Source organism: Mycobacterium sp. NGS41, assembly GCF_059812725.1.
Map to the genome: position 1 here is coordinate 33,342 of NZ_JCALDF010000023.1, position 22,848 is coordinate 56,189.

A 22,848-nucleotide genomic window follows, 5' to 3' on the forward strand; every position below is an offset into this window, starting at 1 on the left:
CTCTTCGAGCGTCACTTCGTCAGGGTGAACTGCCCCACGTTGCTGATTCCTTTGCGGAAGAGGTCCGCGCATCCGGTTAGGTAGTGCATGTAGCGCTCGTAGACCTCTTCGGACTGAATTGCGATAGCGCGTTCACGATTTGCTCGTAGATTGGCCGCCCAGGTTTCCAACGTCCTCACGTAGTGCGACGGAAACAACTGAACCTCCTCAATCGAAAACCTTGCCGCGCACGAATATTCGACGATATCATCTTCACCCGGCATTTCCCCGCCAGGAAAGATCTCGGTCCGCAGGAATCGGATGAATCGCACGTCCCTCATCGTGAGTGGGATGCCATGCTCATGCAGGTACCGCTGTGGATGGGCGAAGACGCTGTGCAACAACATTCGGCCATCGTCAGACAGAATTTCGTAAGCGCGGTCGAAGAATGCGGCGTAGCGAACTTTCTTGAACGCATCGAAAGCCTCGACGGTGATGATCCGGTCGACCTTCTCGTCGAACTCTTCCCAGCCCTGCAATCGCGCCTCGGCACGCCGGCTGGTCCCGGCCGACGAAAGGCTGGCCGCACTGTATTGGTAGTGATTGCGGCTGAGCGTGATGCCGATGACGTTCACGTCGTAGTCTTTGACCGCTCGCAGCAGCCCTGCGCCCCACCCGCAGCCAATGTCCAAAAGCCTCATACCTGGTTCGAGATTGAGCTTGCGCAACGCCAGGTCGTATTTGGCGTTTTGAGCTTCCTCCAGGCTCATGTCGTCGCGCTCGAAGTACGCGCAGGTGTAGGCCATCGTAGGGTCCAAGAACAACGAGAAGAACTCGTCGGAAATGTCGTAGGCTGCTTGCGACTCTTCGTAGAACGGTTTCAACTCGGTCATTCGCGCCACCTCTTTTGTTGTGAAGTCCAGCGCCATGCGCAGGCGGCATGGCCAGGACGGTTACGCGGCCGGCTTTTCCATGGTGAATTGGCAAACGTCGGTATAGCCCTCGCGGAACAGCTCGCGACAGCCGGTCAGGTAGTGCATGTAGGTGTCGTAGACCTTGTCGGACTGGAGCGCAATCGCCTCGTCCTTGTGCGCTTCCAGCGTTTTGGCCCAGGTGTCCAGGGTGCGCACGTAGTTCGACCCGATCCGGTGGTGGCGGGTGATTTCGAAGCCGGCTCGGGTTGCGTGTTCGTCCACGATCGATATCATCGGCAACCGGCCGCCGGGGAAGATCTCGGTCAGGATGAATCGGATGAACCGCACCAGCGACATCGTCGTCTTCAGCCCGAGTTGCGCGACCTCCTCGGCGCTGGGCACCACGATCGAGTGCAGCAGCATCACACCATCGTCGGGCAAGACGTTGTAGCACATCTTGAAGAAGTCGTCGTAGCGGTCAAACCGGCCGATGCCGTCGGCGAAGTGTTCGAAGGCGCCCAGCGACACAATGCGGTCGACCGGTTCGTCGAACTGCTCCCAGCCCTGCAGCCGTACCTCCTTGGACCGTGGGCTGTCCATCTCGGCGAATTTCTGCTTGTTGTGGGCTAACTGGTTTTCGCTCAAGGTCAGCCCGATCACGTTGACGTCGTACTTCTCGATCGCGCGGCGCATGGTGGAGCCCCAGCCGCAGCCTATGTCGAGCAGCGTCATGCCCGGCTGCAAGCCGAGCTTGCCCAGCGACAGATCGATCTTGGCCCGCTGCGCCTCTTCCAGGGTCATGTCGTCGCGCTCGAAGTACGCGCAGCTGTAGGTCATGGTCGGGTCGAGCCAGAGCCGGAAGAACTCGTTGGACCGGTCATAGTGCGACTGGATGTGCTCGACATTCGGCTTCAGTTCGGGATCAGGCATCTTTGCCCCCTTTCGCTCGCCGGGCCCAGCCGTCAGACACGCTCATGAATGCCCATTGACTTCGCGCTCAAACGGGCAATTTACGCAGACTTCAGTATCTCCCGATTGCTTGCGGCATGCCCAGTTTGCTAGGAGTGCGGCCTCCTCGCGGACCAGAGCTTTCCGGCTAAGGCCGTACCCCCCAGGGTGGCTAGCGCGGCAGCTGCGGTCGGAACGGCCACCCGGGCCGCGCGAGTCCGGGACGGCGGCGCGGGGCGGCTTGGGGGAGTGGCGGACCGGATTTCAGCCGAGGCGTTGGCCATGGCCATGACCTGGCCAAGGTGCAGCGCGTCCGCCGCACCCGAGTCGCTGATCTGCGTCTGGCAGGAGAATCCGTTGGCCACCACCAAGGCATTCGGATTCTTCCGGATCGCCGGCAGCAGTGCCTGTTCGCCGCAGTCCAGCGACAGCTGGTACTTGCCTTGCTCGAATCCCCAGGAACCGGCCAGGCCGCAGCACCCGCCCGACACTGGTTGCACGTCGATACCCATTTTCTGCAGGACCTGCTGGTCGGCATCGACACCGCCGGTAGCTCGCTGGTGGCAGTGGCCCCACAACAGCGCCCGCGCATCGGACACCGTGGGCAGCTCCACGTCGAACTCCGCCAGGAACTGCGCGAAGTGATAGCTGTTGCGCGCCAACCGATCCGCGTCGTCGTCGTGCGGCATGAGCTTCTTGAGTTCATCTTTGAAGACGGCCAGGCAGCTGGGCTCCATGCCGACGACCGGTGTGCCGGCACGTATTTCGCTGCGCAGCCGTTCCAGCACATGCTGCAGGTAACGCTGCGCGACATCGAGGAAGCCGTAGTCGTACAGCGGGCGACCGCAGCAAATATGCCCCATCGGCATGACGACCCGCCAGCCGGCCGCCTCGATTGCCTCGACACACGCCACCCCGACATCGGTGTGCAGACGGTTGTTGAAGGTGTCGGGGAACAAGATCACCCGAGGGCCGCCGGCGTTGACGACCGGCCGCTGGGCGAACCACTGCTGCAGCGTCATCGGCGCAAAGGTGGGCAACGGCCTATGCCGGTCGATCCCGGCGACCGCCTTGGCGATTCCGGAAAGACCCGGTGTCTGGGTGGCGAAGTTCGCCAACTCCGGCATGGCGCTGGCCAACCGTGCGGCTTGGTCGATGAAGCCGAATGCGTAGGCGTAGCGCGGACGCCAGCGGCGCAGTGATCGGAAGTGGTGGTAGAGGAACTCCGCTTTGTAGGTGGGAATGTCGACGTCAACCGGGCAGTCGCTGGTGCAGCCCTTGCAGGCCAGGCACAGGTCCAACGCGTCGGCGACCTCATTCGACTGCCAGCCGTCGGTGATCACCTCGCCGCGCAGCATCTCGAACAACAGTCGCGCGCGACCGCGGGTGGAGTGTTTTTCTTCCCGCGTCACCTGATAACTCGGACACATGGTCATCTGCGCGTCGGGCACCCGGCATTTGCCGACGCCCACGCAGCGCAGCGCCGCATGCGAGAAATCGCCGCCGTCCTCTGGGTAGGCAAACTTCACCTTGGGCCGAGCGGGGTTGTAGTCGGTGCCGAGCTTGAGGTTCTCGTCGAAGCGATACGGGTCTATCACCTTGCCCGGGTTCATCTTCCACTGTGGGTCCCAGATCAGCTTGAACTTGCGCATCGCTTCCATCAACCGTGGACCGTACTGCTTGCCGAGCAATTCAGCGCGCTGTTGCCCGTCGCCGTGCTCACCGGACATCGACCCGCCATACGACGCGACCAAGTCACCGGCGGCCTCCATGAAGTTGCGGTAATTGACCAGCCCGTCCTTATGACGCAGGTCGAAGTTGATGCGGGAGTGGATGCAGCCTTCGCCGAGGTGGCCGTACATGGCGCAGCGCAGACCGTGGTCGGAGTAGAGCTGCTGCAGATCGCGCAGATAGTCGCCGACCCGCCGCGGCGGCACGGCGGAGTCCTCCCAGCCCGGCCAGTGGTCGCCGCTGTCGGCCGGAAACGCCGTCGACCCCAGTCCGGCTTCCCGGATCGACCACAGCTCGTCGCTGTTGCCGCCGTCCTGCTTGCTGTGGGCAACAACGATGCGATCGTCGTCGTACCCCTTCTTCTTTCGCAACCACCTTGCGAATTCCTCGGCGCGGCGCGGTGATTCGCGGGGCTCGTCGGACCCGAACTGCATAAACACCCATGCCCCGGTCGATTTCGGCCTGGGCAGCGCTGCTCGGCCGACGGCGTTGGTGCCGGTCAGTTCCTGGTCGTGGACGAGCATGTGGTCGACGGCCTCAAGACCGATCGGCTGCCAAGCCATCAGGTCCGGCACCGCATCGCCCGCTTCGCCGAGCGAGTCGTATTGGATCACCACCAGGGTGCGATGGATCATCGCCGGTGTCAGCATCACTGTCGCGGTCAGCGCCACCGCGCAGGTGCTTTCGGTGCCGACCAGCGATCGTGCGACGTTGAAACCCTTTTCAGGCAGCAGCTCGTCGAGGTTGTAGCCAGACACCCGTCGGGGCAGCTCGTCGACAGACGGATATCCATTGCGGATGTCGTCTGCGTACTCGTCGCGCAAATCTCGCAGTGCCGCATAAATTTCGCCTTTGCGACCGCCGGCCGCGATGATGGCGTCGAGGTCCTTTTCCTCGTTGACGCCGACCGTGAATCGCGCGCCGTCATAGGTGACGATATCCAGTGCGTGCGTGTTGTCGGAGGTGCGCGGTCCAGGCCCGTACAGATGCGACTGGATCGAATGCACTCCGCACGAGTTGTTGCCGATGTTGCCGCCCAAGGTGCATCGGGAATGCGACGACGGGTCAGGTCCGAACACCAGCCCGTATTCACCGGTGGCCTTGTTAAGCTGTTCGTTGATCACTCCGGTTTGCACGGTTGCCAGGCGATGCCGCGGGTCGATGTCGATGATGTCGGTGAGGTACTTCGAAAAGTCGATGACGACAGCGACATTCACCGTTTCCCCGGACAGGCTTGTCCCTCCGCCGCGGCACAGCACCGGCGCGCGATACGCATGGCAGGCCTGGACAGTGGCAACGACGTCGTAGAGCGTCTTTGGGACGACGACGCCGATCGGCACCTGGCGGAAGTTCGATGCGTCGTTGGCGTACATCGCCAATGTTGCCGTGTCGAACCGCACTTCGCCGGTGACGTGGCGGCGGAGTTGGTTTTCCAGGCCGGTCACGTTGACTTTGTCGACAGTTTCCATCCTGGCGGCGAGGCGCGTATCCCGCCGGGCGGGGATGGTCCGCACCTGCTCGATGGCCACGATCGGTGGTCTACCCGCCGCGACGCCGGTCAAACCGGCTGAGAGTGCCGCATCATCCGGTTCCGGTGCCCACCGGCGGCCCGCTGGTATCGGCGAGCCGATGCGAGGCTTCGAACATCAGCGCATGCACGAAGGCCTGGGGTAAGTTGCCGCGCAATTGACGCTGCGCTACGTCGAATTCTTCGGTGAACAGACCAGGTGGACCGCACGCAGTGCGATTGCGTTCGAACCAGCGAACGGCCGCCAGCTCGTTGCCCTGCTGATGATCGGCCAACGCCATCATGAATCCACAGAGCAGGAAAGCGCCTTCGGCCTCGCCGAGCGGCCGCTCGTCGGGGCGGAAGCGGTAGACGAAACCATGCCGGCCAAGGTCGGATCGCACGGCCTCCAGGGTGGCGACGCTGCGCGGATCGCTGACTGGGATGGCGCCTCGAATCGACGCCGTCAGCAACGCCGCGTCGATCCGCGAATCATCCGGCGCGCGTTGCCATCTCCCGCTGGGATGCAGGCAGTCCGAATTCGTGTCGCTCACAAGCAGATCGGCCAGACGCTGCCATTCGGAGCCTTGGCGCGCGGGCGCCACCTCACCGATGCGCCGCAGTCCTGCCGCACAAATCAGCCGCGAATGTGCCCAACGCCGCTCGTCGACCTCCCAGATTCCGGCGTCCGGTTCGCGCCACCGTTGTTCGATCGCCCGGACCAGCGTGTCAACGGTTTGCCAGTGCACTTTCTCCAGACGGTCCAGCCGAGCGGCGCTGGCCAGCAACAGTAGTGCTTCGCCGAATGCGTCCAGCTGGAATTGGTCCGTTACCCAATTGCCGGTCTTGACGGCGGCGCCTGGATAGCCCGGCAGCTTGAGATCGTCTTCTTCAGGTGGTGCGTCGCCGGTAATGCAGTAGGCCGGCTTGAGGTCGGGGCCGTCGGCAAGGATGCGCTCGCTGACGAAGCGGACGGCGTCATCGAGCAGGGGATGGGCACCCGCGGCGGCGACTGCCTGCCCGGCATAGCACTGGTCGCGGATCCAGCAATAGCGGTAGTCGTAGTTGCGGCCTTGCTCGGCTCGTTCCGGTAGTGACATGGTGGCCGCGGCCACCATCCCCCCACCGCTGCTGGTCATCCCGCGGAGTACCGCGTAGGCGGCCTGCGTGTCGGAATCGGCCAGCGTGCCGGAGAACGCCGGAACGGCTTGCGCCCAGGCACTTTCGGTGTTCCGCCAGGCGTCGTTGGGCCGCGCGGCTTCGGTGGGTAGTTCCTGATCGGATAGTTCCAGGACCAGGTCGTGGTCATGGCCCGGGGTCACCTTGACAACCATCTGCAGCGAGCCGTCGTCGCGGCGGGTGGCGTCGCCGGCGCCTGTCCAGCGAAAGCGGTGCGGTCCCGACCTTCCCGTCCACACCCCGTCGTCGCAGGAGAGTTGGCGCATGTGCTTGGCGCCGTAGTCGGCGCGCACGTCGAGTCCGACGCGCATCGCGATCGGCCGGTCGAAGGCGCGAATGCGGCGCAGCACTACCGCGGTGTGTGGATCGCCGGGAAACGCCAGGGCCTCACGGCATTCGACGATGCCGTCGGCGGTCACCCAGCGCGACAGCCAAATCAGCGACCGCTCTTCGTATCGGCCGCCCCAGACGAACCGTGGGTGATCGGGGTGGACTGCGTAAACGCCGCCACCGCCAAGCAGCGAACTGAAGACTGCGGGACTGTCCCAGTGCGGCACGCACATCCAGCAGCAGTCCCCGCGCGGCCCTACAACGATCCCGCGTTCCCCGTCGGCGAGCAGCGCGTATTCGCGAAGGACGTGCGGCGGAGCCAGTTCGGCTAGCGTTGGTCTGTCGTTCCGGTCTTTCACTGGATGCGGGCATACCCCGTTTATCTGGCGGGTAGTCACCCGGGCATGACATTGCATGCGGGCGAACCGGTCCCTGTTCAATCGGTCGAGGCCTCCGCCTACTCGATCCCCACTGACGCGCCCGAGTCGGACGGCACCCTGGCCTGGGACTCGACCACCTTCGTTTTGGTGACCGTGCGAGCCGGCGGCCAGGTCGGAACGGGTTACACCTACGGGGGCACCTCCGTGGCGACCGTCGTGGACTCCAAGCTGGCCGATGTCGTCAAAGGCGCAGATGCCTTACAACCCCCGGCCCGGTGGGCGCAGATGCAGCACGCGATCCGCAACCTGGGCAAGCCGGGAGTGGTCTCCCTGGCGATTTCGGCGGTCGACATCGCGATGTGGGATTTGCGGGCCCGCCTTTTGGACGAGCCGCTCGTCGTTGCGCTGGGCGCTGTCCACGACGCCACACCGGTCTACGGCAGCGGTGGGTTCACGTCGTACGACAACGACACCCTGTGCAAGCAGCTGTCCGGCTGGGTGCAGGCCGGTATTCCCCGCGTCAAGATGAAAGTCGGCCGCGACCCGGATGCCGACCTCGGCCGGGTCGCAGCCGCCCGGTCGGCGATCGGCGACGACGTCGAGTTGTTCGTCGACGCCAACGGCGCCTACCAACGCAAACAGGCGCTGCTGTGGGCCGAGCGCTACGCCGGGTACGACGTGCGGTGGTTCGAAGAGCCGGTGAGCTCTGACGATCTCGACGGTCTGCGCCAGCTCTGCGAGCACGGCCCGGCCGGCATGGACATCACTGCCGGCGAATACGGCTATCACCTGCCGTATTTCCACCAGATGCTGGCGGCCGGGGCGGTGGACTGTCTGCAGGCCGACGTCACCCGCGCCCTCGGTATCACCGGTGTCCTCAAGGTCGCCGCACTGTGCGATGCGCGCGGCATGGACCTCTCACTGCACTGCGCCCCGCAGATCAGCGCCCACGTCGGTACCGCCGTGTGGCATCTGCGCCATCTGGAGTACTTCCACGACCACGTGCGGTTAGAGGGGCTGGCGTTCGACGGGGTCATCGAGCCCGAGCCGGGCGGCCTGCTGCGTCCGGATCGGACGGCACCCGGGCATGGCTTGACCGTCAAGCACGCAGACCTTGAGCAGTTCCGGGTTGCCTGATCTGGCGTGCTTGCGCCATCAATGCGCGACCGCCGGGCAGATTGCCGATTACCAGGTAGGCCATCCGATCACGCCAGCTGATCGGCGTCGTCTGGAGTCTGCCGCTGTGCAGGTGGCGCCAACCCATTCCCGCCCACAACGCCGCAACGACGCTGTCGGCGACACCACCCTGAATTCGGTTCCGGTCCAACGTCGCCAGACCCAACGCTGTCATCGAGTGCACGGTATCGACCCAGACACCGGCGGCAAGCACTTCGGGGCTGGGATTGATTCCCGACGACAATGCCTGGACGAGGTGGCGCGCTCCGAGGATGCGGGTGATGACGAGCGCCCGGCGATCGACTTGCACCCCGCGCATCGACGTGAGCACCAGGCCGGGAACGGCCAGCAGCACAACACCCCATCCCGCGCGCAGCAGCTCGATTCGACGAAGGTTCATGGGCTTTATGTGCCCGCATCCCGTTGACTCCAATCGGGCATTCAGCTCAGCCTGCGGGCGAACGGCGCGACCCGTTCGATGTAGCGGTCGAAGAACTGCGCGGGGTCGACGTCAGTTCCGATCTGCGCGTTGGGTTCTCGGCTCCCTGACCAGTCGGCGACCGTCATGCCGCGCGGCTCCGCAAGTTTGACCTTGACGGTCGCCGGCTCGACCGCCAGCAACTCCGGGTCCAGTGCGACCGCGGCGGCGAGGGGATCGTGCATGTACGCCAGATAGCCGTGGCCGCGAGCCGCGTGCGACTCGAAGTAGAACCGCATCGCGTCCTTGATTACCTGGGTCAAAGGGGATTGGCCTGCGGCGGACATCAGCGTGGCGAGCTTCTCCGGTGTCATCGCGAGTTTGCGAGTCACGTTCAAACCGCACAAGATTGGAAGTTGTTGGTGGCCCGCCCATGCGGTGAATACCTCGGCCGCCGCTTCGGGGTCCACCCTGATGTTCCACTCGGCGGTGGCGTCGGCAGTCGCGCCGAAGTCGCCGCCCATGATCACCAGGCGGCGCAACATCGTCGGCAGCGCGGGTTCGGCGCGGACCGCCAGGGCCAGGTTGGTCAGCGGACCGGTTACCAGACCGATGAGCTCCCCGGGGTGAGCATGCGCCGTCTCGACCCAGGCGGTTACGGCGTCGTGGCCGGTGATCCGGCGGTCGGTCGGTGGCAGCTCGGCATAGCCTAAACCCTTGGGGCCATGGAAATTTGCGTGATCGGGCCACTCGCCGCACAGTGGGTCGTCAGCCCCTCTGGACACGGGTATGTCTGCGGCACGGCACAATTCGAGCAAACCAAGGTTGTTCGCGCACACCTGGTCAACTGAAATATTGCCGCCCGTCGAGGCGATGCCCACCAGCTTGGCGTCAGAACTAGCCAGCAGGAAGATCAACGCCATCGCGTCGTCAATGCCCGTGTCGACATCGGCGAAAACTACGTTCACCGCGGTAAGGGTACGCCCGATTGACCGTCTAGAACGGCGGGTCGTCGGGCATTGGATCGGGGGGATCGGGTGTCCAGTCGGGTGGTAGTTCTTCCGGTTCGCGAGGCTCGTTGATCCAGGTGGCAGACGCTGCGGGTGGCGCCTTTGAACATCCAGAGCCTGTATCGCCGGGGAGCCTGGAGCGTCTTCGGAACGCCTTGCGCCCGCACGCGATCCAGCCGGGGCTGAAGGCCGACATCACCGAGCAGATCGCGCAGGGCATGTCTCAACCTCAGGTGCGGCAGTCACTCAAATGGTGGAAGCCCAGCGGGGATCTGGCGGCCGGGATTTGTCGTAGGTGGCTGCGATGATGGCGTTATGTCTTCGATCGCATCCGCTGGCGCGGTGGCGGTGAGTCCTGGCGAGCGTCTTGAGGTGCTGTTCGAGGAGTTGGCGGAGTTGACCGGTCAGCGCAACGCGATTGACGGGCGCCTCGTTGAGATCGTCGCCGAGATCGATCGCGACGAATTGTGCGGTGTCACCGGCGCGCGGTCGGTGCCGGCGTTGGTGGCCTGGAAGACCGGCTGCTCGCCGGCAACCGCCCACACGATCGCCACCGTCGCGGGTCGGCTGAAGGCGTTTCCCCGCTGCGCGAAGGGCATGCGGGAGGGGCGATTGTCGCTGGATCAGGTCGGGGTCATCGCGGGGCGGGCCGGCGAGGGATCCGATGAGCACTACGCGGCGCTGGCCAGCGTGGCGTCGGTCAATCAGCTGCGTACCGCTTTGAAGCTGGAACCGCGACCCGAACCCGAACCTCGACTCGAGCCCGAGCGCTCGGTCACCAAGACCACCAACGAGCGGGGCAGCTGCTACCGGATCACAGTTCCCCACCATGAGGCCGCGAAGTTCGACGCCGCCTTGCAGTCTCATCGTGATGCGCTGGTCGCCGAGTGGAAACTCGATCGCGAGGACCATGGGCGCCCAGCAGATTATTCATTGCCGTTTCCTAGCACCGCGGAGGCGTTTCTGCGTCTGGTCGAGGCCGGGTGGGACGCCGAGGCGGCCCGGCGCCCGCACGGGCAGCGCCTCGGCCAGAGACGTCAGCGCGACGCGAAGGTGATCACCAGGACGTCACGCACCGCCGGTCCCGAGCCGTCGATCGGCCGGATCGGCGAGACGCCGTGCCGAGTGCGACGGTCGTCGCCCAGCAGCAGCGTGCCGGGCTCTTCCAGCGTTGTGGTCATCAAGGTGCGGTCGTTGAGGTCGCATACCGTGCTTTCGCCGCCAAGCGCATTGCGTCGTGCCACCAGCAGCGACGACACCAGCGTGACACCGTCGCGGTGCAGGCCCTCCGGCGTGGGCCGGCCGTCGCCGTCGGCAGGGGCTTGGATGCGGAACGGATGCACCTTGACGTTCCATTCGGCCACGTCGTCCAGGGCCGCGGCGGCTCGGAACAGCATTTGCACCAATCCGTGCAGCACCGGGTCGCTGGTGAACGCGTCGGTCAGCGGCTCGAAGTGGCGATCCCGGTCGATGTAGAGGGGGTTGCTGTTCTCCGGCTGGACGAAGACCTCGGTGGGCATCGGCTGCGCCACCCCGTCGCGCAACAGGTACCGGCCGTACCGGCGTCGCCGCTGTATCCCCAACTCGGCGGCGTAGGGGTCGGGCGCCAATTCCTCCCAGTGCCGGGCGAATCGAGTCCACACCTCCCGGTCCGCCCCTAGGCTTCGCGTCACCCCGAACGAGCCAATCAAGGACACACCCGTCGCGGCGAGCCGCTGGATCGCGACCGCTACCGGGTCGGCATCCGTCGGCTGATCGCAGAGAATCCCCGTCACAGCGCCCGAGTACCGCGATCCCGTGCCGCTAAAACGCACCAGCGCTCGCGGATCTACCAGTGCACCCCGGGCACCAACCGCACCAGCCGCTTGACTGGCTTAGGCACCGCCACCCGTGCGGCAGCCCGGGTAGGACGCTTGGGACGACGTTGAAGCGGTTGGGTGGCAGTGGATTTGGGGGAGCCGGTAGGTTCGGCCACTCCGCGCGCGGCGGGCGAATCGGGATACCCCAGATACAGCTGATGCAGAATTCGCCGCGAAATTCGCGGCGTGAAGTAGTGGCCGACGTCGGCGAGCGTGCCCATCGGGGTGTCGATCCGCACCGGCTTCTCCACCAACCCGCGTACCACCATTGCCGCCGCACGCTCGGCGCTGATCGCCGGCACCGGGTTGAGCCGCTTCGAGGGCGCGATCATCGGTGTGCGCACCAGCGGCATGTGGATGTTGGTGAAAGTGATGTGGTCGGACAGCGTCTCGGAGGAGACCACGTCGGAGAAGGCATCTAACGCCGCTTTGGACGGCAGGTACGAGCTGTACTTCGGATTGCGGGCCTGCACACCGGCGCTGGAGACGTTGACGACGTGACCGAACCGGCGTTCTCGCCAGTGTGGCAGCAGCGCCAGCACCATCCGTACCGCGCCAAAGTAGTTGACCGCCATCACCCGTTCGTAATCGTGCAGCCGGTCGGTGGAGTTGACCACCGAGCGCCGTATCGACCGGCCGGCGTTGTTTACCAGGTAGTCGACGTGGTCGAAGCGGCCCAGGATGTCTTTGACCGTGTGCTCCACCGACGTGGAATCAGTGACATCACAGGTAAACGCGTACGCCTGCCCGCCGTTCGCGCGGATCTCGGCGATCAGCGTGTCCAGCGCCTCGGCGTTACGGGCCAGCGCGAACACCGTCGCCCCCCGCTCGGCGACCGCGATCGCCGAAGCCCGGCCGATCCCGCTGGAGGCGCCGGTGATAATGACGTGCCGGCCCTGCAGCGGTCCTTTTGGATCGTTGCGCCGGGCCCGGTCGGGATCGAGGTGCTCGGCCCAGTACCGCCACAGCTTCGGCGCGTAGCTGCCGAACTCAGGCACTTCGATCCCGGTGCCCTGCAATGCCATCTGGGTCTCATCGCTGACGAACGTGGGTACCAGGTCGACGACGTCCAAAATCTCGGCGGGGATTCCCAGCTGGGTGGCCCCCATGTTCCGCAGCACCTTGGCGCGGCCGCTCACCTTGAGCACCGAGGTGGCCATCGAGCGGGGCAGCGCCCCGCGCAGCTTCGGCAGACCCGCCGTGTCGGCGATCCCGCGGTAAATACCGCGCAGCCCAATGGTTTTCGGTGCGGTCAGATGGAACGTCTGCCCGTCGCGACCGGGAGCATGCATCAGGGCGACGAGCGCGTCGACCACATAGTCGACCGGGACGATGTTGGTGCGTCCGGTGTCGGGCAACATGATCGGCGTGAACTTGGGTAACACAGTCAGCGTCGACAGCACCCCGAAGAAGTAGTACGGCCCGTCGATCTTGTCCATCTCGCCGGTGCGCGAATCACCCACCACGACCGCGGGGCGGTAGATGCGGTAACGCAGTCCCGGTGTGGAGCGCACCAGCGACTCCGCCTCGAACTTGGTCCGGTGATACGGAGTCGGCAGGTGCTGGCCGACGTCGAAGTCGTCCTCGGTGTACTCGCCGGCGAAGTCGCCGGCCACGGCGATCGACGAGACGTGGTGAAACACCGCGCCAAGCCGACGCGCCAGCTGCAGGACGGCGCGGGTGCCCTCGACGTTGGCCGCGCGCTGCTCGGCCTCGCCGACGGTCATGTCGTAAATCGCCGCGCAATGCACCAGATGGTCTATCTGGCCCAGTTCGGCGATGGTCTGCTCAGTCAGCTCGAGCTCAGGCAGCTCGCCGACCAGCGGCTTGGCCCGGTCGCCCCACTCCACTGCCAGGCGCTCGAAGCGGCCCAGCGACTGGCGGCGGACCAGCACCCACACCGCGGCGTCGGGTTTGGCGGCCAACAAACGAGACACGACGCGGCGCCCGATAAACCCGGTACCGCCGGTAACGACATACCGCATTCAGCCATGGTGGCGGCTGGCAACCGCCCCCGTCAACCGTGTGTGATCTGTTCGATCAACTGGTGAATTCGCGGATGCCGTCCCAATCCACCAGCGTCCAGCCGCTGCTCGGGTTGCCGGTGATCACCACCTTGCCGATGTTGGGCAGTGGGTGGCTGGTCAGCAGGGTGGTCTTGGGGTTCTTCACGTTCATCAGCGTCCAGACCATGATCGCCGTGCCCTGGGACACCACCAGCGGCTTGCTGTGGTTGCTCTCGTAGATCTTCTTGATCGCCGCGGTGAAGCGGTCATTGAAATCTTTCCCGCTCAAATCTTTGCCGCTCTCGGTTTTCGCCCCCGGGATTTTGTTTCCGACATCGCCGTTGATCCAGTCGACCGGCGCCAACATGTACGTTGAATTAGCCATCGACTCGGGTTTGCCGTTGAACCAGCCGGCATTGATTGACTGCAGGCCAGGCAGGACCTGGGCTTGCTTTCCGAGTTCGCTGGCCAGCGGTGCGGCGGTCTGCTGCGCTTCCGACATCTCGGAGGAGTAGATGCTGTCAACATCTTTGTGGACGATCTTGTGCACCAGCTGCTGGGCCTGTCCTTGACCCTCTTCACTGAGACCGGGGCCGGGCATGCTGGTGTCGATGATGCCGTCGGCGTTGGCCTGTGACTGCGCGTTGCGGATGAAGGTCAACGTGATGTTGTGCGCCTGCGGTTCTCCACCGCCGCAGGCACCGACGACTACCGTTGCGGCGAGCACCGCCGCCGTTTTCCAGACCAAGGTGCGGTTACGCATGGCGATAGCCTGCCCTGCCGATGGGGTCGGTGTGAAGGGTTTGCGATGGTTGGGTGCAGAAAATGCTCGAATTTGGAATCGAGAGGAGACTCGTATGGCGATTGACCCGAATGCCGTCGGCGCGGTGACCGAGCCGATGTTGTTCGAATGGACCGACCGGGACACGATTCTCTACGCGCTCGGTGTCGGCGCCGGCACCGAGGACCTGCAGTTCACCACCGAAAACAGCCATGGCATCACCCAGCAGGTGCTGCCCACGTATGCGGTGATCTGCTGCCCGGCGTTCGGGGCTGCCGCCAAGATCGGAACGTTCAACTGGGCCTTGCTGTTACACGGATCCCAGACGATACGTGTGCACGCACCCCTGCCGCCCGCCGGCAAACTCTCGGTCGTCACCGAGGTCGCCGACATCCAAGACAAGGGCGAGGGTAAGAACGCGATCATCGTGCTGCGCGGCAAAGGCAGTGATCCGGAATCTGGTGAGCTCGTCGCGGAAACCCTGACCACCCTGGTCATCCGCAAGGAAGGCGGGTTCGGGGGGCAGCCGGGCGAGCGGCCGGTCGCACCGGAATTTCCCGACCGCGAGCCCGACGCGCGAATTGCGCTACCCACCCGCGAGGACCAGACGCTGATCTACCGGCTGTCCGGCGACCGCAACCCGCTGCACAGCGATCCCTGGTTTGCCCGGGAGATGGCCGGTTTCCCCAAGCCGATCCTGCACGGACTGTGCACTTACGGGGTGTCGGGCCGGGCGCTGGTCGCCGAACTCGGCAAGGGCGACGCCACCAAAATCACCTCGATCGCCGCGCGCTTCACCTCCCCGGTGTTTCCCGGCGAGACACTAACCACCCTGATCTGGCGTACCGAACCCGGCAAGGCGGTATATCGCACGGTGGTTGACGGCGCCGACGGCGGCGAGCCTCGAGTGGTGCTCGACGACGGCGCGGTCGAATACGCGGAGAGCTAGTCCCGGCTAGCGGCGAGATCGAGCCTGTCAACTCGCAAGGAGCAGCGAAGCTGCGGTGAGGGCGTGTGAATGACCGAAAGTCGCGCCCTGGACGCAGGCGCGACGCCGTGAACGCAGACTCGACAGCTGCCGATATCTACGCACTTTCACGACTGCCGAGCTGTCGTGCCAGTCGCTCGGTGAACTCGCTCACCCGCGCCGGACTGTCCAGGGCGAACAGCGCCGCGGTGGCACGGTCACCGTCGTCGTTGTGCCGCACCACAATTGGGACACCGTCGTGGCGCACCGCGTCGAACGCGTCCTCGTCGGTGATGTCGTCGCCGAGATAGATGGGCGTCAGCGGGCCCGAACCCGCACTGTGCAGATGATCGATCACCCAGCGCAGCGTCTTCCCCTTGTCCCAGTCGATATCGGGTCGCAGCTCGATGACTTCACGGCCCGTCGTCACCCGAAGCGACTCGCGCCGGCCCGCCGCACGTACCGCCGCGGCCACCTCACCCACCCGGTCACGCGCGGCGTTGCGGTAGTGCACGGCCACGCCAAACCGCTTGTGCTCCACCACAACACCGGTTATCGGACCGAGCTGGTCGCGCAGCTGGGCGGCCGCCTCCGCCAACACCGGTATGGCCGCCGCGGCGGCGTCGTTTTGGTGATGGGTTCCGTCCGGTGCGGTCAACTCGAACCCGTGGCTGCCGGCGTACCAGATGCCGGGCAGCCCGACGCGGTCGGTCACGTCCGCGAGGTCGCGGCCGGACAGCACCGCGACCGGGCAATGCGCGGCCAGCTTCTGCAGTGCCTCCGCCGCTCCGGCGGCGGGCCTGGCCGAATCGGGATCCTCGACGATGTCGGACAGCGTGCCGTCGAAATCGAAGAACACCGCGGGCTGCCGGGCCATCAGGACCTCGGCCAGGCCGAGAGCCTGCAGCGCGTCGGGAAGCTGCGACATTCGCCGGTCTCCGGTCCGAACGTCGATTTCCGCCAAGTCGGCGACGACCGTGTCGGCGCCGTGACTGCGCAATGCGTCGCGGTGACCGGTCTGGTCGACACCGATCACCAGAGCGAATCCGCTCTCTCGCGCCGCGCCGGTGCCGCCCTCGTCATGGGCGACGACGACACAGCGTCCCGGTCGCACCGAAAGCTGGTGAGCCGCCTCGGACAGAGCCTCCTGGCAGCTCTCGTCCGACGCGAAGACACCGGTGCCGATCCCGACGTCCTGCAACTGCCGGATCAGCACCTGGGTGGAGTTCAACGTGGTGTCGAACAGCACCGCGTCGTGGCGGCGCGGGTCGATGGTGACCGGCATTGACCCACCTTCTCACGGTGGGCAACCCCGTGTAGGGGGATGGGCGGGCTCAGCGTCGGGCGCGTGCCGTCGAGGAAGACTGCGGGCGGCGTGGCGGGCCGCCGGATGAACGCCTGCGGCGGTCCTTGGTGAACAGTAGGACCGAGTTCTGGCTGAGCGCCAGCAGCCGGGCCATGCCCGACTCGATGCCGTCGGCAAGTCGCTGGACATCCGGTGCGGCGTCGTAGTCGGCGGTGATGCCGAACACCAACTCGTCGCCGTAGCTCAGCACCGCGACCCCGGTGCTCAGTTGCAATGCCGTCGGCGGGATGGGCAATAGCCGCTCCAAGCTTTGGCCCATCAACCGCAACCGGTGGCGAGGCCCGGGCACGCTGGTCGCCAGTGTCACGACGCGGCGCTGCGGCAGCTGAGTCAGCAGTTGAATCGCCTTAGTACGCAGTGGAATTGGTAGGCAACCGAGCGTCGATTCCAGGATGCCGGGTTGGTGCTGGACGCGTGGCTTGGCCCGCATCCGACTGTGCACCAGCCGTAGTCGCTGGACCGGATCATCGTGGTCGACGGGCAGATACGGCAGCAAGGGCGACAGGGTGCGCAGTGAATCCGCACGCGGTTGTTCGCCGCGATGCAGCAGCAGCGTCCGGAAGCCCTCGGTGACGGCGGCCAGCGCGACATCGTTGCCGGTGACGCCGAATTTGCGGCAGATCCTGTCGACGTCGGCGATCCGAACTCGCACCGTGTGGTACTGCCGCATGGTGATTGCAGCCGTCGGCCCCGACCAGGCAGTCCGTGCCCACGGCCAGATCGCCTCGACGGCAGTTTCCACGGCCTTGGCGACTTTGCCCGCAGAGACCTGCCACAGGGCGTCGGCACAACTCCGAGCGTCGGTCGGTGAAACCTGTTGAACGCCCGCGTGATTGGCGAACACGTCGTTGTCAGCGTCGTCGCAGAGCCTGCTGAGGAGGTGGGCCGCCGTGATGCCGCTGTCGGCCATTCCGTGGTGAATCTTCATCAGGATCGCCCACTGGTTGTCTTCCAGGCCCTCGATGACCCAGCACTCCCACGGCGGACGGTCGGGGTCGAGGGGACGCTCCAGGGCGCGGGCAATTGCCCGGAACAATTCCGCGTCGTCGCCCGGTTGCGGGAGCGCTACCCGTTGCACGTGATGGCTGATGTCGAATGCCGGGTAGTCAATCCAATCCGACCGCAGCACGTGGGTGCACTGCGGTATTGACTCGATCCGTTCGGCGAGCAGACTTTTGAACCGCCCGTAGTCGGGCACGTCCCCGTTGACGACGGCGACCGCGCCGTTGGCCAGGCTGGCGTGCGGATCCGGATCCAGAGCCCTTAGAAAGCCCGTGTCCGATGTCGTCAGTTGTCCCATTGCCGAGTCCCGCCGTCGGTTTTGATCCGTACAAGTATCCGGCGTTGCACACCTGTCCGATAGGTCTCCCAGGTTAAGAGCATGTTTTGCAGTTGAAGATTGTTTAACAACCCAGGGATTTATTCGAACATACTTTCGATATACTGGGTGACGTGGGATGGCATAACGGGCCGCCGAGTTGGGCGGAGATGGAGCGGGTGCTCGACAGCAAGCCGCGCCATGCCGGTGCGCCGGTCGCGGCCGGTACCCCAGAAGTCCTAGCGGAAGCACCTCTGTCGCGCGGACGCCCGACCTACCAGCCCCCGCACGAGGACCGGGTGGTCCGCTCGTCCGTCGCGTATGCCGAGCTGCATGCGCATTCGGCGTTCAGCTTCCTGGACGGGGCCAGCACGCCGGAAGAGCTGGTCGAAGAGGCTGCCCGGCTGGATCTGCGTGCCCTGGCGCTGACCGACCACGACGGCCTGTATGGAGCGGTGCGGTTCGCCGAAGCCGCCGCAGAACTCGATGTGCGGACGGTGTTCGGCGCGGAGCTGTCGCTGGGGTCTGGTGTGCGCACCGAACAGCCGGATCCGCCCGGCCCGCACCTGCTGGTGCTGGCTCGCGGCCCGGAAGGCTACCGGCGGCTGTCGCGGCAGCTGGCCGTGGCGCATCTGGCCGGCGGCGAGAAGGGCAAACCGCGCTACGACCTGGATGCGCTGACCGAGGCGGCCGGCGGACATTGGCACATTCTGACCGGATGCCGGAAAGGCACTGTGCGTCAGGGGCTTTCACAAGGCCCGGAAGCCGCGGAGCGGGCGCTGGCCGACTTGGTGGACCGGTTCAGCGCCGGCCGGGTCAGTATCGAGTTGACCCATCACGGTCAGCCGCTGGACGACGAACGCAATGCGGCGCTGGCCGGGCTGGCGCCGCGCTTCGGCGTCGGCGTCGTCGCCACCACCGCAGCACATTTCGCGCATCCGTCGCGGGGACGGCTGGCCATGGCGATGGGCGCGATCCGGGCCCGGCATTCGCTGGATTCGGCAGCCGGGTGGCTGGCCCCGCTGGGCGGATCGCATCTGCGGTCCGGCGAGGAGATGGCCCGGCTGTTCGCTTGGTGTCCCGAGGCGGTCAGCGCCGCCGCCGAGCTCGGCGAGCAGTGCGCGTTCGGGCTGGCGCTCATCGCACCGCAGTTGCCGCCCTTTGACGTACCCGACGGGCACACGGAGGACAGCTGGTTGCGTTGGTTGGTCATGGCGGGCGCGCAGGACCGCTACGGGCCGGCCGGGGCGGCGTCGCGCGCTTATGCTCAGATCGAGCATGAGCTGAAAGTCATTGCACAGCTGCAATTTCCGGGCTACTTCCTGGTGGTGCACGACATCACCCGGTTCTGTCGGGAGAACAATATCCTGTGTCAGGGCAGGGGGTCGGCGGCCAATTCCGCGGTCTGTTATGCCCTCGGTGTCACAGCCGTCGACCCGATAGCCAACGAACTGTTGTTCGAGCGCTTCCTCTCACCCGCCCGCGATGGGCCGCCCGACATCGACATCGACATCGAGTCGGACCAGCGGGAAAAGGTCATCCAGTATGTCTACGACAAATACGGCCGTGACTACGCCGCCCAGGTCGCCAACGTCATCACCTATCGGGGCCGGATTGCGGTGCGCGACATGGCCCGCGCCCTGGGCTTCTCGCAGGGCCAGCAGGACGCGTGGAGCAAGCAGATCAGCCACTGGAACGGGCTGGCCGACTCAGCCGATATCGAGGACATTCCAGAGCAGGTGATCGACCTGGCGACCCAGATCCGGAATCTGCCACGGCATATGGGCATCCATTCCGGCGGCATGGTGATCTGCGATCGCCCGATCGCCGACGTGTGCCCGGTCGAGTGGGCGCGCATGGAAAATCGCAGCGTCCTGCAGTGGGACAAAGACGACTGTGCCGCAATAGGTTTGGTGAAGTTCGACCTGTTGGGGCTGGGCATGCTTTCCGCATTGCACTATGCGAAGGATTTGGTGGCGGAGCACAAGGGCATCGACGTGGACCTGGCCAAACTCGACCTCTCCGAGCCGGCGGTGTACGAGATGCTGTCGCGCGCCGATTCCGTCGGAGTGTTCCAGGTGGAGTCGCGCGCGCAGATGGCCACGTTGCCGCGGTTGCGGCCGCGGATGTTCTACGACCTGGTGGTGGAGGTCGCGCTGATCCGTCCCGGGCCCATCCAGGGCGGGTCGGTGCATCCGTACATCCGCCGCCGCAACGGTCTCGACCCTGTGGTGTACGACCACCCGTCCATGGCGCCGGCATTGCGGAAGACGCTGGGAGTACCGCTTTTTCAGGAGCAGCTGATGCAGCTCGCGGTCGACTGCGCCGGGTTCTCCGCCGCCGAAGCCGACCAGCTGAGACGGGCCATGGGGTCCAAGCGTTCGGCCGAACGCATGCAACGGCTGCGCGGCCGGTTCTACGACGGCATGCGCGCGCTGCACGGGGCTTCCGACGAGGTGATCGACTGCATCTACGAAAAGCTGGAAGCATTCGCTAACTTCGGCTTCCCGGAGAGTCACGCGCTGTCCTTCGCGTCGCTGGTGTTCTACTCGTCGTGGTTCAAGCTGCATCACCCCGCGGCGTTTTGCGCCGCGCTGCTGCGGGCCCAGCCGATGGGCTTCTATTCGCCACAGTCGCTGGTTGCTGACGCCCGCCGGCACGGCGTGCTGGTACACGGCCCATGCGTCAACGCGAGCCTGGCGCATGCCACTTTGGAGAACTCGGGTATGGAGGTCCGCCTCGGCCTGGGCGCCGTTCGCCAGATCGGCGACGACCTGGCAGAGATGCTGGTCGAGGAGCGAAAAGCCAACGGCCCGTTCGCTTCGCTGCTGGACCTGACGTCGCGGCTGCAACTGAGCGTGCCGCAGACCGAAGCGCTGGCGACGGCCGGAGCGCTGGGCTGCTTCGGGATGTCGCGACGGGAGGGGCTGTGGGCGGCCGGCGCCGCGGCCACCCAGCGGCCGGATCGGCTACCCGGGGTGGGCTCGTCGTCGCATGTCCCGGCCTTGCCGGGGATGAGCGAGCTGGAGCTGGCCGCCGCCGACGTGTGGGCCACCGGCATCTCCCCGGACAGTTACCCCACGCAGTTCCTGCGGGCGGACCTGGACGCGATGGGAGTGGTTCCCGCCGGCGAGCTCGGATCGGTGCCCGACGGTGACCGGGTGCTGATCGCCGGTGCGGTGACACACCGGCAGCGACCCGGAACTGCCCAGGGGATGACGTTTCTCAACCTCGAGGACGAGACCGGGATGGTCAACGTGCTCTGCACGCCGGGGGTGTGGTCGCGACACCGCAAACTGGCGCACACCGCGCCGGCGGTGCTGATCCGCGGTCAGGTCCAAAACGCCAGCGGCGCGATCACCGTCGTGGCCGAGCGGATGGGCCGCATCTCCCTCAGCGTCGGATCGAAGTCCCGTGACTTCCGCTGACAGCCTCACCGAGCGTGCGCAGAATGCCGACAACACCCGGCGTGTTGCGTACAAACACGCACGCTCGCCGAAGATATGACTAACCCGTGGGCGTGGTCCACACCTTGGTCGGGGTGATGGTCAGCCGGGTGCTGAAACCGGCGATCGCCTCGGTCAGGCCGAATTTCGCGGCCGCGTCGCGGTACTTGGCCCAGTACGGCTCGTCGTCCCGGCAATCGACATCGGTGGCGTCTATCGCCGCGGTGCCGCCGATGGCAATGATGCCGCCGCCGTTGCCGTCGGAATCCAGGTTCAGGCTCACCTGCGGACGGGCCTTGATGTGGCCGACTTTTGCGGCCTGCGGCATCGAGTACACCCGCAGCGTGGCTCCGTCGAAGTAGAACCAGATCAGCCGCGGCACCGGCTGTCCCGATTTCGCGACCGTGGTCAGCCATCCGTAGTGGTCCGAAGTGAGTCTGCTGGAAACCTCTTGTGTCAGTTCGACGCTCATGACGTAACGGTAGCCTCCCTTTCATGAGCCTCAACCTGTCCGTCGACGAAGTTCTGACCACAACCCGCTCGGTCCGCAAACGCCTCGACTTCGATAAGCCGGTGTCCCGCGACGTCCTGATGGAATGCCTGGATCTGGCACTGCAGGCACCCACCGGTTCCAACGCGCAGGGCTGGCAGTGGGTGTTCGTCGAGGACGCCGGAAAACGCAAGGCGCTCGGCGACATATACCTGGCCAATGCCCGCGGCTACCTCAGCTCGCCCACACCGCAGTACGCCGAGGGCGACACCCGCGGCGAGCAGATGGGGCGGGTCCGCGACTCCGCGACCTATCTGGCCGAGCACATGCACGAGGCGCCGGTGCTGATGATCCCCTGTATATACGGTCGGGGAGACGAGCAGCCGATGGGCGGTGTGTCGTTCTGGGCGTCGCTGTTCCCGGCGGTCTGGAGCTTCTGCCTGGCACTGCGCTCGCGCGGCCTGGGCTCGTGCTGGACGACGCTGCACCTGCTTGGCGACGGCGAGCGGCAGGCCGCCGACGTGCTCGGCATTCCCTACGACGAGTACAGCCAGGGCGGGCTGTTTCCGATCGCCTACACCAAGGGCACCGACTTCCGGCCGGCCAAGCGGCTGCCCGCCGAGCGCCTGACGCACTGGAACGCCTGGTAAACGCGGAACAAGGTCACATCGCCAGCGGCCAAATCTCGACGACTCCATACGCCATAGCGCAGGGAGTTTGACTGACTCGCTCGATCGCTGTATCGAGATCTTCGGCGTCGAGCAGCGCAAATCCCGCGATCGGTAGTGCTGATTGCAGGAAGGGGCCTTGCTCTACCCGCACACCGGCGCCTTCCGGATTGCGCACTTGCACGGGCTGGCCGACGGTTCCGATGACCGCGCCGGCTGCACTGAGCTCGTCGTCGCGGGCGTGCGCGACCCTTTTGCATTCGTCGCTGACGCGGTGATATCCGGCTTCGTCGCCGTATCCAATCGTGATGAACCTGGCCATGCCACCTCCGTTAGTTGGCTTCTATCAATAACGACTCGTCCAGACGCCGATAC

The 22,848-nt window shown here is 65.6% G+C and carries 17 protein-coding genes and 1 pseudogene; 5 read left to right on the forward strand and 13 right to left on the reverse strand.

Translation table 11 applies throughout. From position 1 onward, the window contains the following. Positions 1–11: 11 nt before the first annotated feature. From AC5Y21_RS18960 to AC5Y21_RS18975, 4 genes are all read right to left on the reverse strand, one after another. Positions 12–872, reverse strand: a complete 861-nt coding sequence (locus tag AC5Y21_RS18960) for a cyclopropane mycolic acid synthase family methyltransferase (RefSeq protein ID WP_499914695.1) — start codon at positions 870–872, stop codon at positions 12–14. A 60-nt stretch (positions 873–932) separates the two neighbouring features. After that, positions 933–1,823, reverse strand: a complete 891-nt coding sequence (locus tag AC5Y21_RS18965; protein ID WP_499914624.1) for a cyclopropane mycolic acid synthase family methyltransferase — start codon at positions 1,821–1,823, stop codon at positions 933–935. A 128-nt stretch (positions 1,824–1,951) separates the two neighbouring features. Further along, positions 1,952–5,101 carry an FAD-binding and (Fe-S)-binding domain-containing protein gene (locus tag AC5Y21_RS18970; RefSeq protein ID WP_499914626.1) on the reverse strand — a complete coding sequence of 1,050 codons (3,150 nt, stop codon included), beginning with the start codon at positions 5,099–5,101 and terminating at the stop codon, positions 1,952–1,954. A gap of 52 nt (positions 5,102–5,153) precedes the next feature. Beyond that, on the reverse strand, positions 5,154–6,947 hold the full coding sequence (locus tag AC5Y21_RS18975) for a glycoside hydrolase family 15 protein (protein WP_499914628.1): 1,794 nt from the start codon (positions 6,945–6,947) through the stop codon (positions 5,154–5,156). A 45-nt stretch (positions 6,948–6,992) separates the two neighbouring features. On the opposite strand from AC5Y21_RS18975, the gene AC5Y21_RS18980 reads away from it, so the two are divergent. Next, positions 6,993–8,105: an enolase C-terminal domain-like protein gene (locus AC5Y21_RS18980; protein WP_499914630.1), complete on the forward strand. Its 1,113-nt coding sequence runs from the start codon at positions 6,993–6,995 to the stop codon at positions 8,103–8,105. On the opposite strand, the gene AC5Y21_RS18985 is transcribed toward AC5Y21_RS18980, so the two are convergent. Together AC5Y21_RS18985 and AC5Y21_RS18990 are read right to left on the reverse strand one after the other, a co-directional pair. After that, positions 8,068–8,544 carry a hypothetical protein gene (locus tag AC5Y21_RS18985; protein ID WP_499914632.1) on the reverse strand — a complete coding sequence of 159 codons (477 nt, stop codon included), beginning with the start codon at positions 8,542–8,544 and terminating at the stop codon, positions 8,068–8,070. The genes AC5Y21_RS18980 and AC5Y21_RS18985 overlap by 38 nt on opposite strands. Positions 8,545–8,585: 41 nt before the next feature. Continuing rightward, positions 8,586–9,530, reverse strand: coding sequence for a nucleoside hydrolase (locus AC5Y21_RS18990; protein ID WP_499914634.1), 945 nt, complete (start codon positions 9,528–9,530; stop codon positions 8,586–8,588). A gap of 357 nt (positions 9,531–9,887) precedes the next feature. Here AC5Y21_RS18990 and AC5Y21_RS18995 point away from each other — a divergent pair. Beyond that, positions 9,888–10,592, forward strand: a pseudogene (locus tag AC5Y21_RS18995) (DUF222 domain-containing protein); the annotation flags it as partial. Positions 10,593–10,609: 17 nt separating this feature from the next. Here the strand turns inward: AC5Y21_RS18995 and AC5Y21_RS19000 are convergent. The 3 genes from AC5Y21_RS19000 to AC5Y21_RS19010 form a co-directional block, all read right to left on the reverse strand. Then, positions 10,610–11,338 carry a 2OG-Fe dioxygenase family protein gene (locus tag AC5Y21_RS19000; protein WP_499914697.1) on the reverse strand — a complete coding sequence of 243 codons (729 nt, stop codon included), beginning with the start codon at positions 11,336–11,338 and terminating at the stop codon, positions 10,610–10,612. Positions 11,339–11,400: 62 nt separating this feature from the next. Further along, positions 11,401–13,416 (reverse strand): SDR family oxidoreductase, encoded by a 2,016-nt coding sequence (locus AC5Y21_RS19005; protein ID WP_499914636.1) that lies wholly within the window; start codon positions 13,414–13,416, stop codon positions 11,401–11,403. A gap of 55 nt (positions 13,417–13,471) precedes the next feature. After that, the gene (locus AC5Y21_RS19010; protein WP_499914638.1) at positions 13,472–14,200 is read right to left on the reverse strand and encodes a histidine phosphatase family protein; all 729 of its coding nucleotides are present in this window, start codon (positions 14,198–14,200) and stop codon (positions 13,472–13,474) included. Between the two features lie 94 nt (positions 14,201–14,294). Here AC5Y21_RS19010 and AC5Y21_RS19015 point away from each other — a divergent pair, with 94 nt between their 5' ends. Beyond that, positions 14,295–15,167: a MaoC/PaaZ C-terminal domain-containing protein gene (locus AC5Y21_RS19015; RefSeq protein WP_499914640.1), complete on the forward strand. Its 873-nt coding sequence runs from the start codon at positions 14,295–14,297 to the stop codon at positions 15,165–15,167. Positions 15,168–15,303: 136 nt separating this feature from the next. Here AC5Y21_RS19015 and otsB read toward each other — a convergent pair whose 3' ends face one another. Together otsB and AC5Y21_RS19025 are read right to left on the reverse strand one after the other, a co-directional pair. Beyond that, positions 15,304–16,470, reverse strand: coding sequence for a trehalose-phosphatase (gene otsB / locus AC5Y21_RS19020; protein WP_499914642.1), 1,167 nt, complete (start codon positions 16,468–16,470; stop codon positions 15,304–15,306). 49 nt (positions 16,471–16,519) lie between these two features. Then, the gene (locus AC5Y21_RS19025; protein ID WP_499914644.1) at positions 16,520–17,851 is read right to left on the reverse strand and encodes a wax ester/triacylglycerol synthase domain-containing protein; all 1,332 of its coding nucleotides are present in this window, start codon (positions 17,849–17,851) and stop codon (positions 16,520–16,522) included. A gap of 152 nt (positions 17,852–18,003) precedes the next feature. On the opposite strand from AC5Y21_RS19025, the gene AC5Y21_RS19030 reads away from it, so the two are divergent. Further along, complete coding sequence (locus tag AC5Y21_RS19030; RefSeq protein WP_499914646.1) at positions 18,004–21,297, forward strand: error-prone DNA polymerase; 3,294 nt, start codon at positions 18,004–18,006, stop codon at positions 21,295–21,297. 79 nt (positions 21,298–21,376) lie between these two features. Here the strand turns inward: AC5Y21_RS19030 and AC5Y21_RS19035 are convergent, their stop codons facing one another. Continuing rightward, on the reverse strand, positions 21,377–21,787 hold the full coding sequence (locus AC5Y21_RS19035) for a TIGR03667 family PPOX class F420-dependent oxidoreductase (protein ID WP_499914648.1): 411 nt from the start codon (positions 21,785–21,787) through the stop codon (positions 21,377–21,379). A 23-nt stretch (positions 21,788–21,810) separates the two neighbouring features. On the opposite strand from AC5Y21_RS19035, the gene AC5Y21_RS19040 reads away from it, so the two are divergent. After that, entirely contained in the window at positions 21,811–22,455 is a 645-nt protein-coding gene (locus AC5Y21_RS19040) for a nitroreductase family protein (RefSeq protein ID WP_499914650.1), read from the forward strand. Positions 22,456–22,468: 13 nt separating this feature from the next. Here AC5Y21_RS19040 and AC5Y21_RS19045 read toward each other — a convergent pair whose 3' ends face one another. Further along, complete coding sequence (locus AC5Y21_RS19045; protein WP_499914652.1) at positions 22,469–22,795, reverse strand: YciI family protein; 327 nt, start codon at positions 22,793–22,795, stop codon at positions 22,469–22,471. Positions 22,796–22,848 lie beyond the last annotated feature (53 nt).

What these genes read in the sequence shown, in the direction of transcription:
- AC5Y21_RS18960 (WP_499914695.1), bottom strand. Translation starts at nt 872, where the DNA reads ATGACCGAGTTGAAACCGTTCTACGAAGAGTCGCAAGCAGCCTACGAC.
- AC5Y21_RS19045 (WP_499914652.1), bottom strand. Translation starts at nt 22,795, where the DNA reads ATGGCCAGGTTCATCACGATTGGATACGGCGACGAAGCCGGATATCAC.
- AC5Y21_RS19015 (WP_499914640.1), top strand. Translation starts at nt 14,295, where the DNA reads ATGGCGATTGACCCGAATGCCGTCGGCGCGGTGACCGAGCCGATGTTG.
- otsB (WP_499914642.1), bottom strand. Translation starts at nt 16,470, where the DNA reads ATGCCGGTCACCATCGACCCGCGCCGCCACGACGCGGTGCTGTTCGAC.
- AC5Y21_RS19035 (WP_499914648.1), bottom strand. Translation starts at nt 21,787, where the DNA reads ATGAGCGTCGAACTGACACAAGAGGTTTCCAGCAGACTCACTTCGGAC.
- AC5Y21_RS18985 (WP_499914632.1), bottom strand. Translation starts at nt 8,544, where the DNA reads ATGAACCTTCGTCGAATCGAGCTGCTGCGCGCGGGATGGGGTGTTGTG.
- AC5Y21_RS18965 (WP_499914624.1), bottom strand. Translation starts at nt 1,823, where the DNA reads ATGCCTGATCCCGAACTGAAGCCGAATGTCGAGCACATCCAGTCGCAC.
- AC5Y21_RS19025 (WP_499914644.1), bottom strand. Translation starts at nt 17,851, where the DNA reads ATGGGACAACTGACGACATCGGACACGGGCTTTCTAAGGGCTCTGGAT.
- AC5Y21_RS19040 (WP_499914650.1), top strand. Translation starts at nt 21,811, where the DNA reads ATGAGCCTCAACCTGTCCGTCGACGAAGTTCTGACCACAACCCGCTCG.
- AC5Y21_RS19010 (WP_499914638.1), bottom strand. Translation starts at nt 14,200, where the DNA reads ATGCGTAACCGCACCTTGGTCTGGAAAACGGCGGCGGTGCTCGCCGCA.
- AC5Y21_RS18980 (WP_499914630.1), top strand. Translation starts at nt 6,993, where the DNA reads ATGACATTGCATGCGGGCGAACCGGTCCCTGTTCAATCGGTCGAGGCC.
- AC5Y21_RS19005 (WP_499914636.1), bottom strand. Translation starts at nt 13,416, where the DNA reads ATGCGGTATGTCGTTACCGGCGGTACCGGGTTTATCGGGCGCCGCGTC.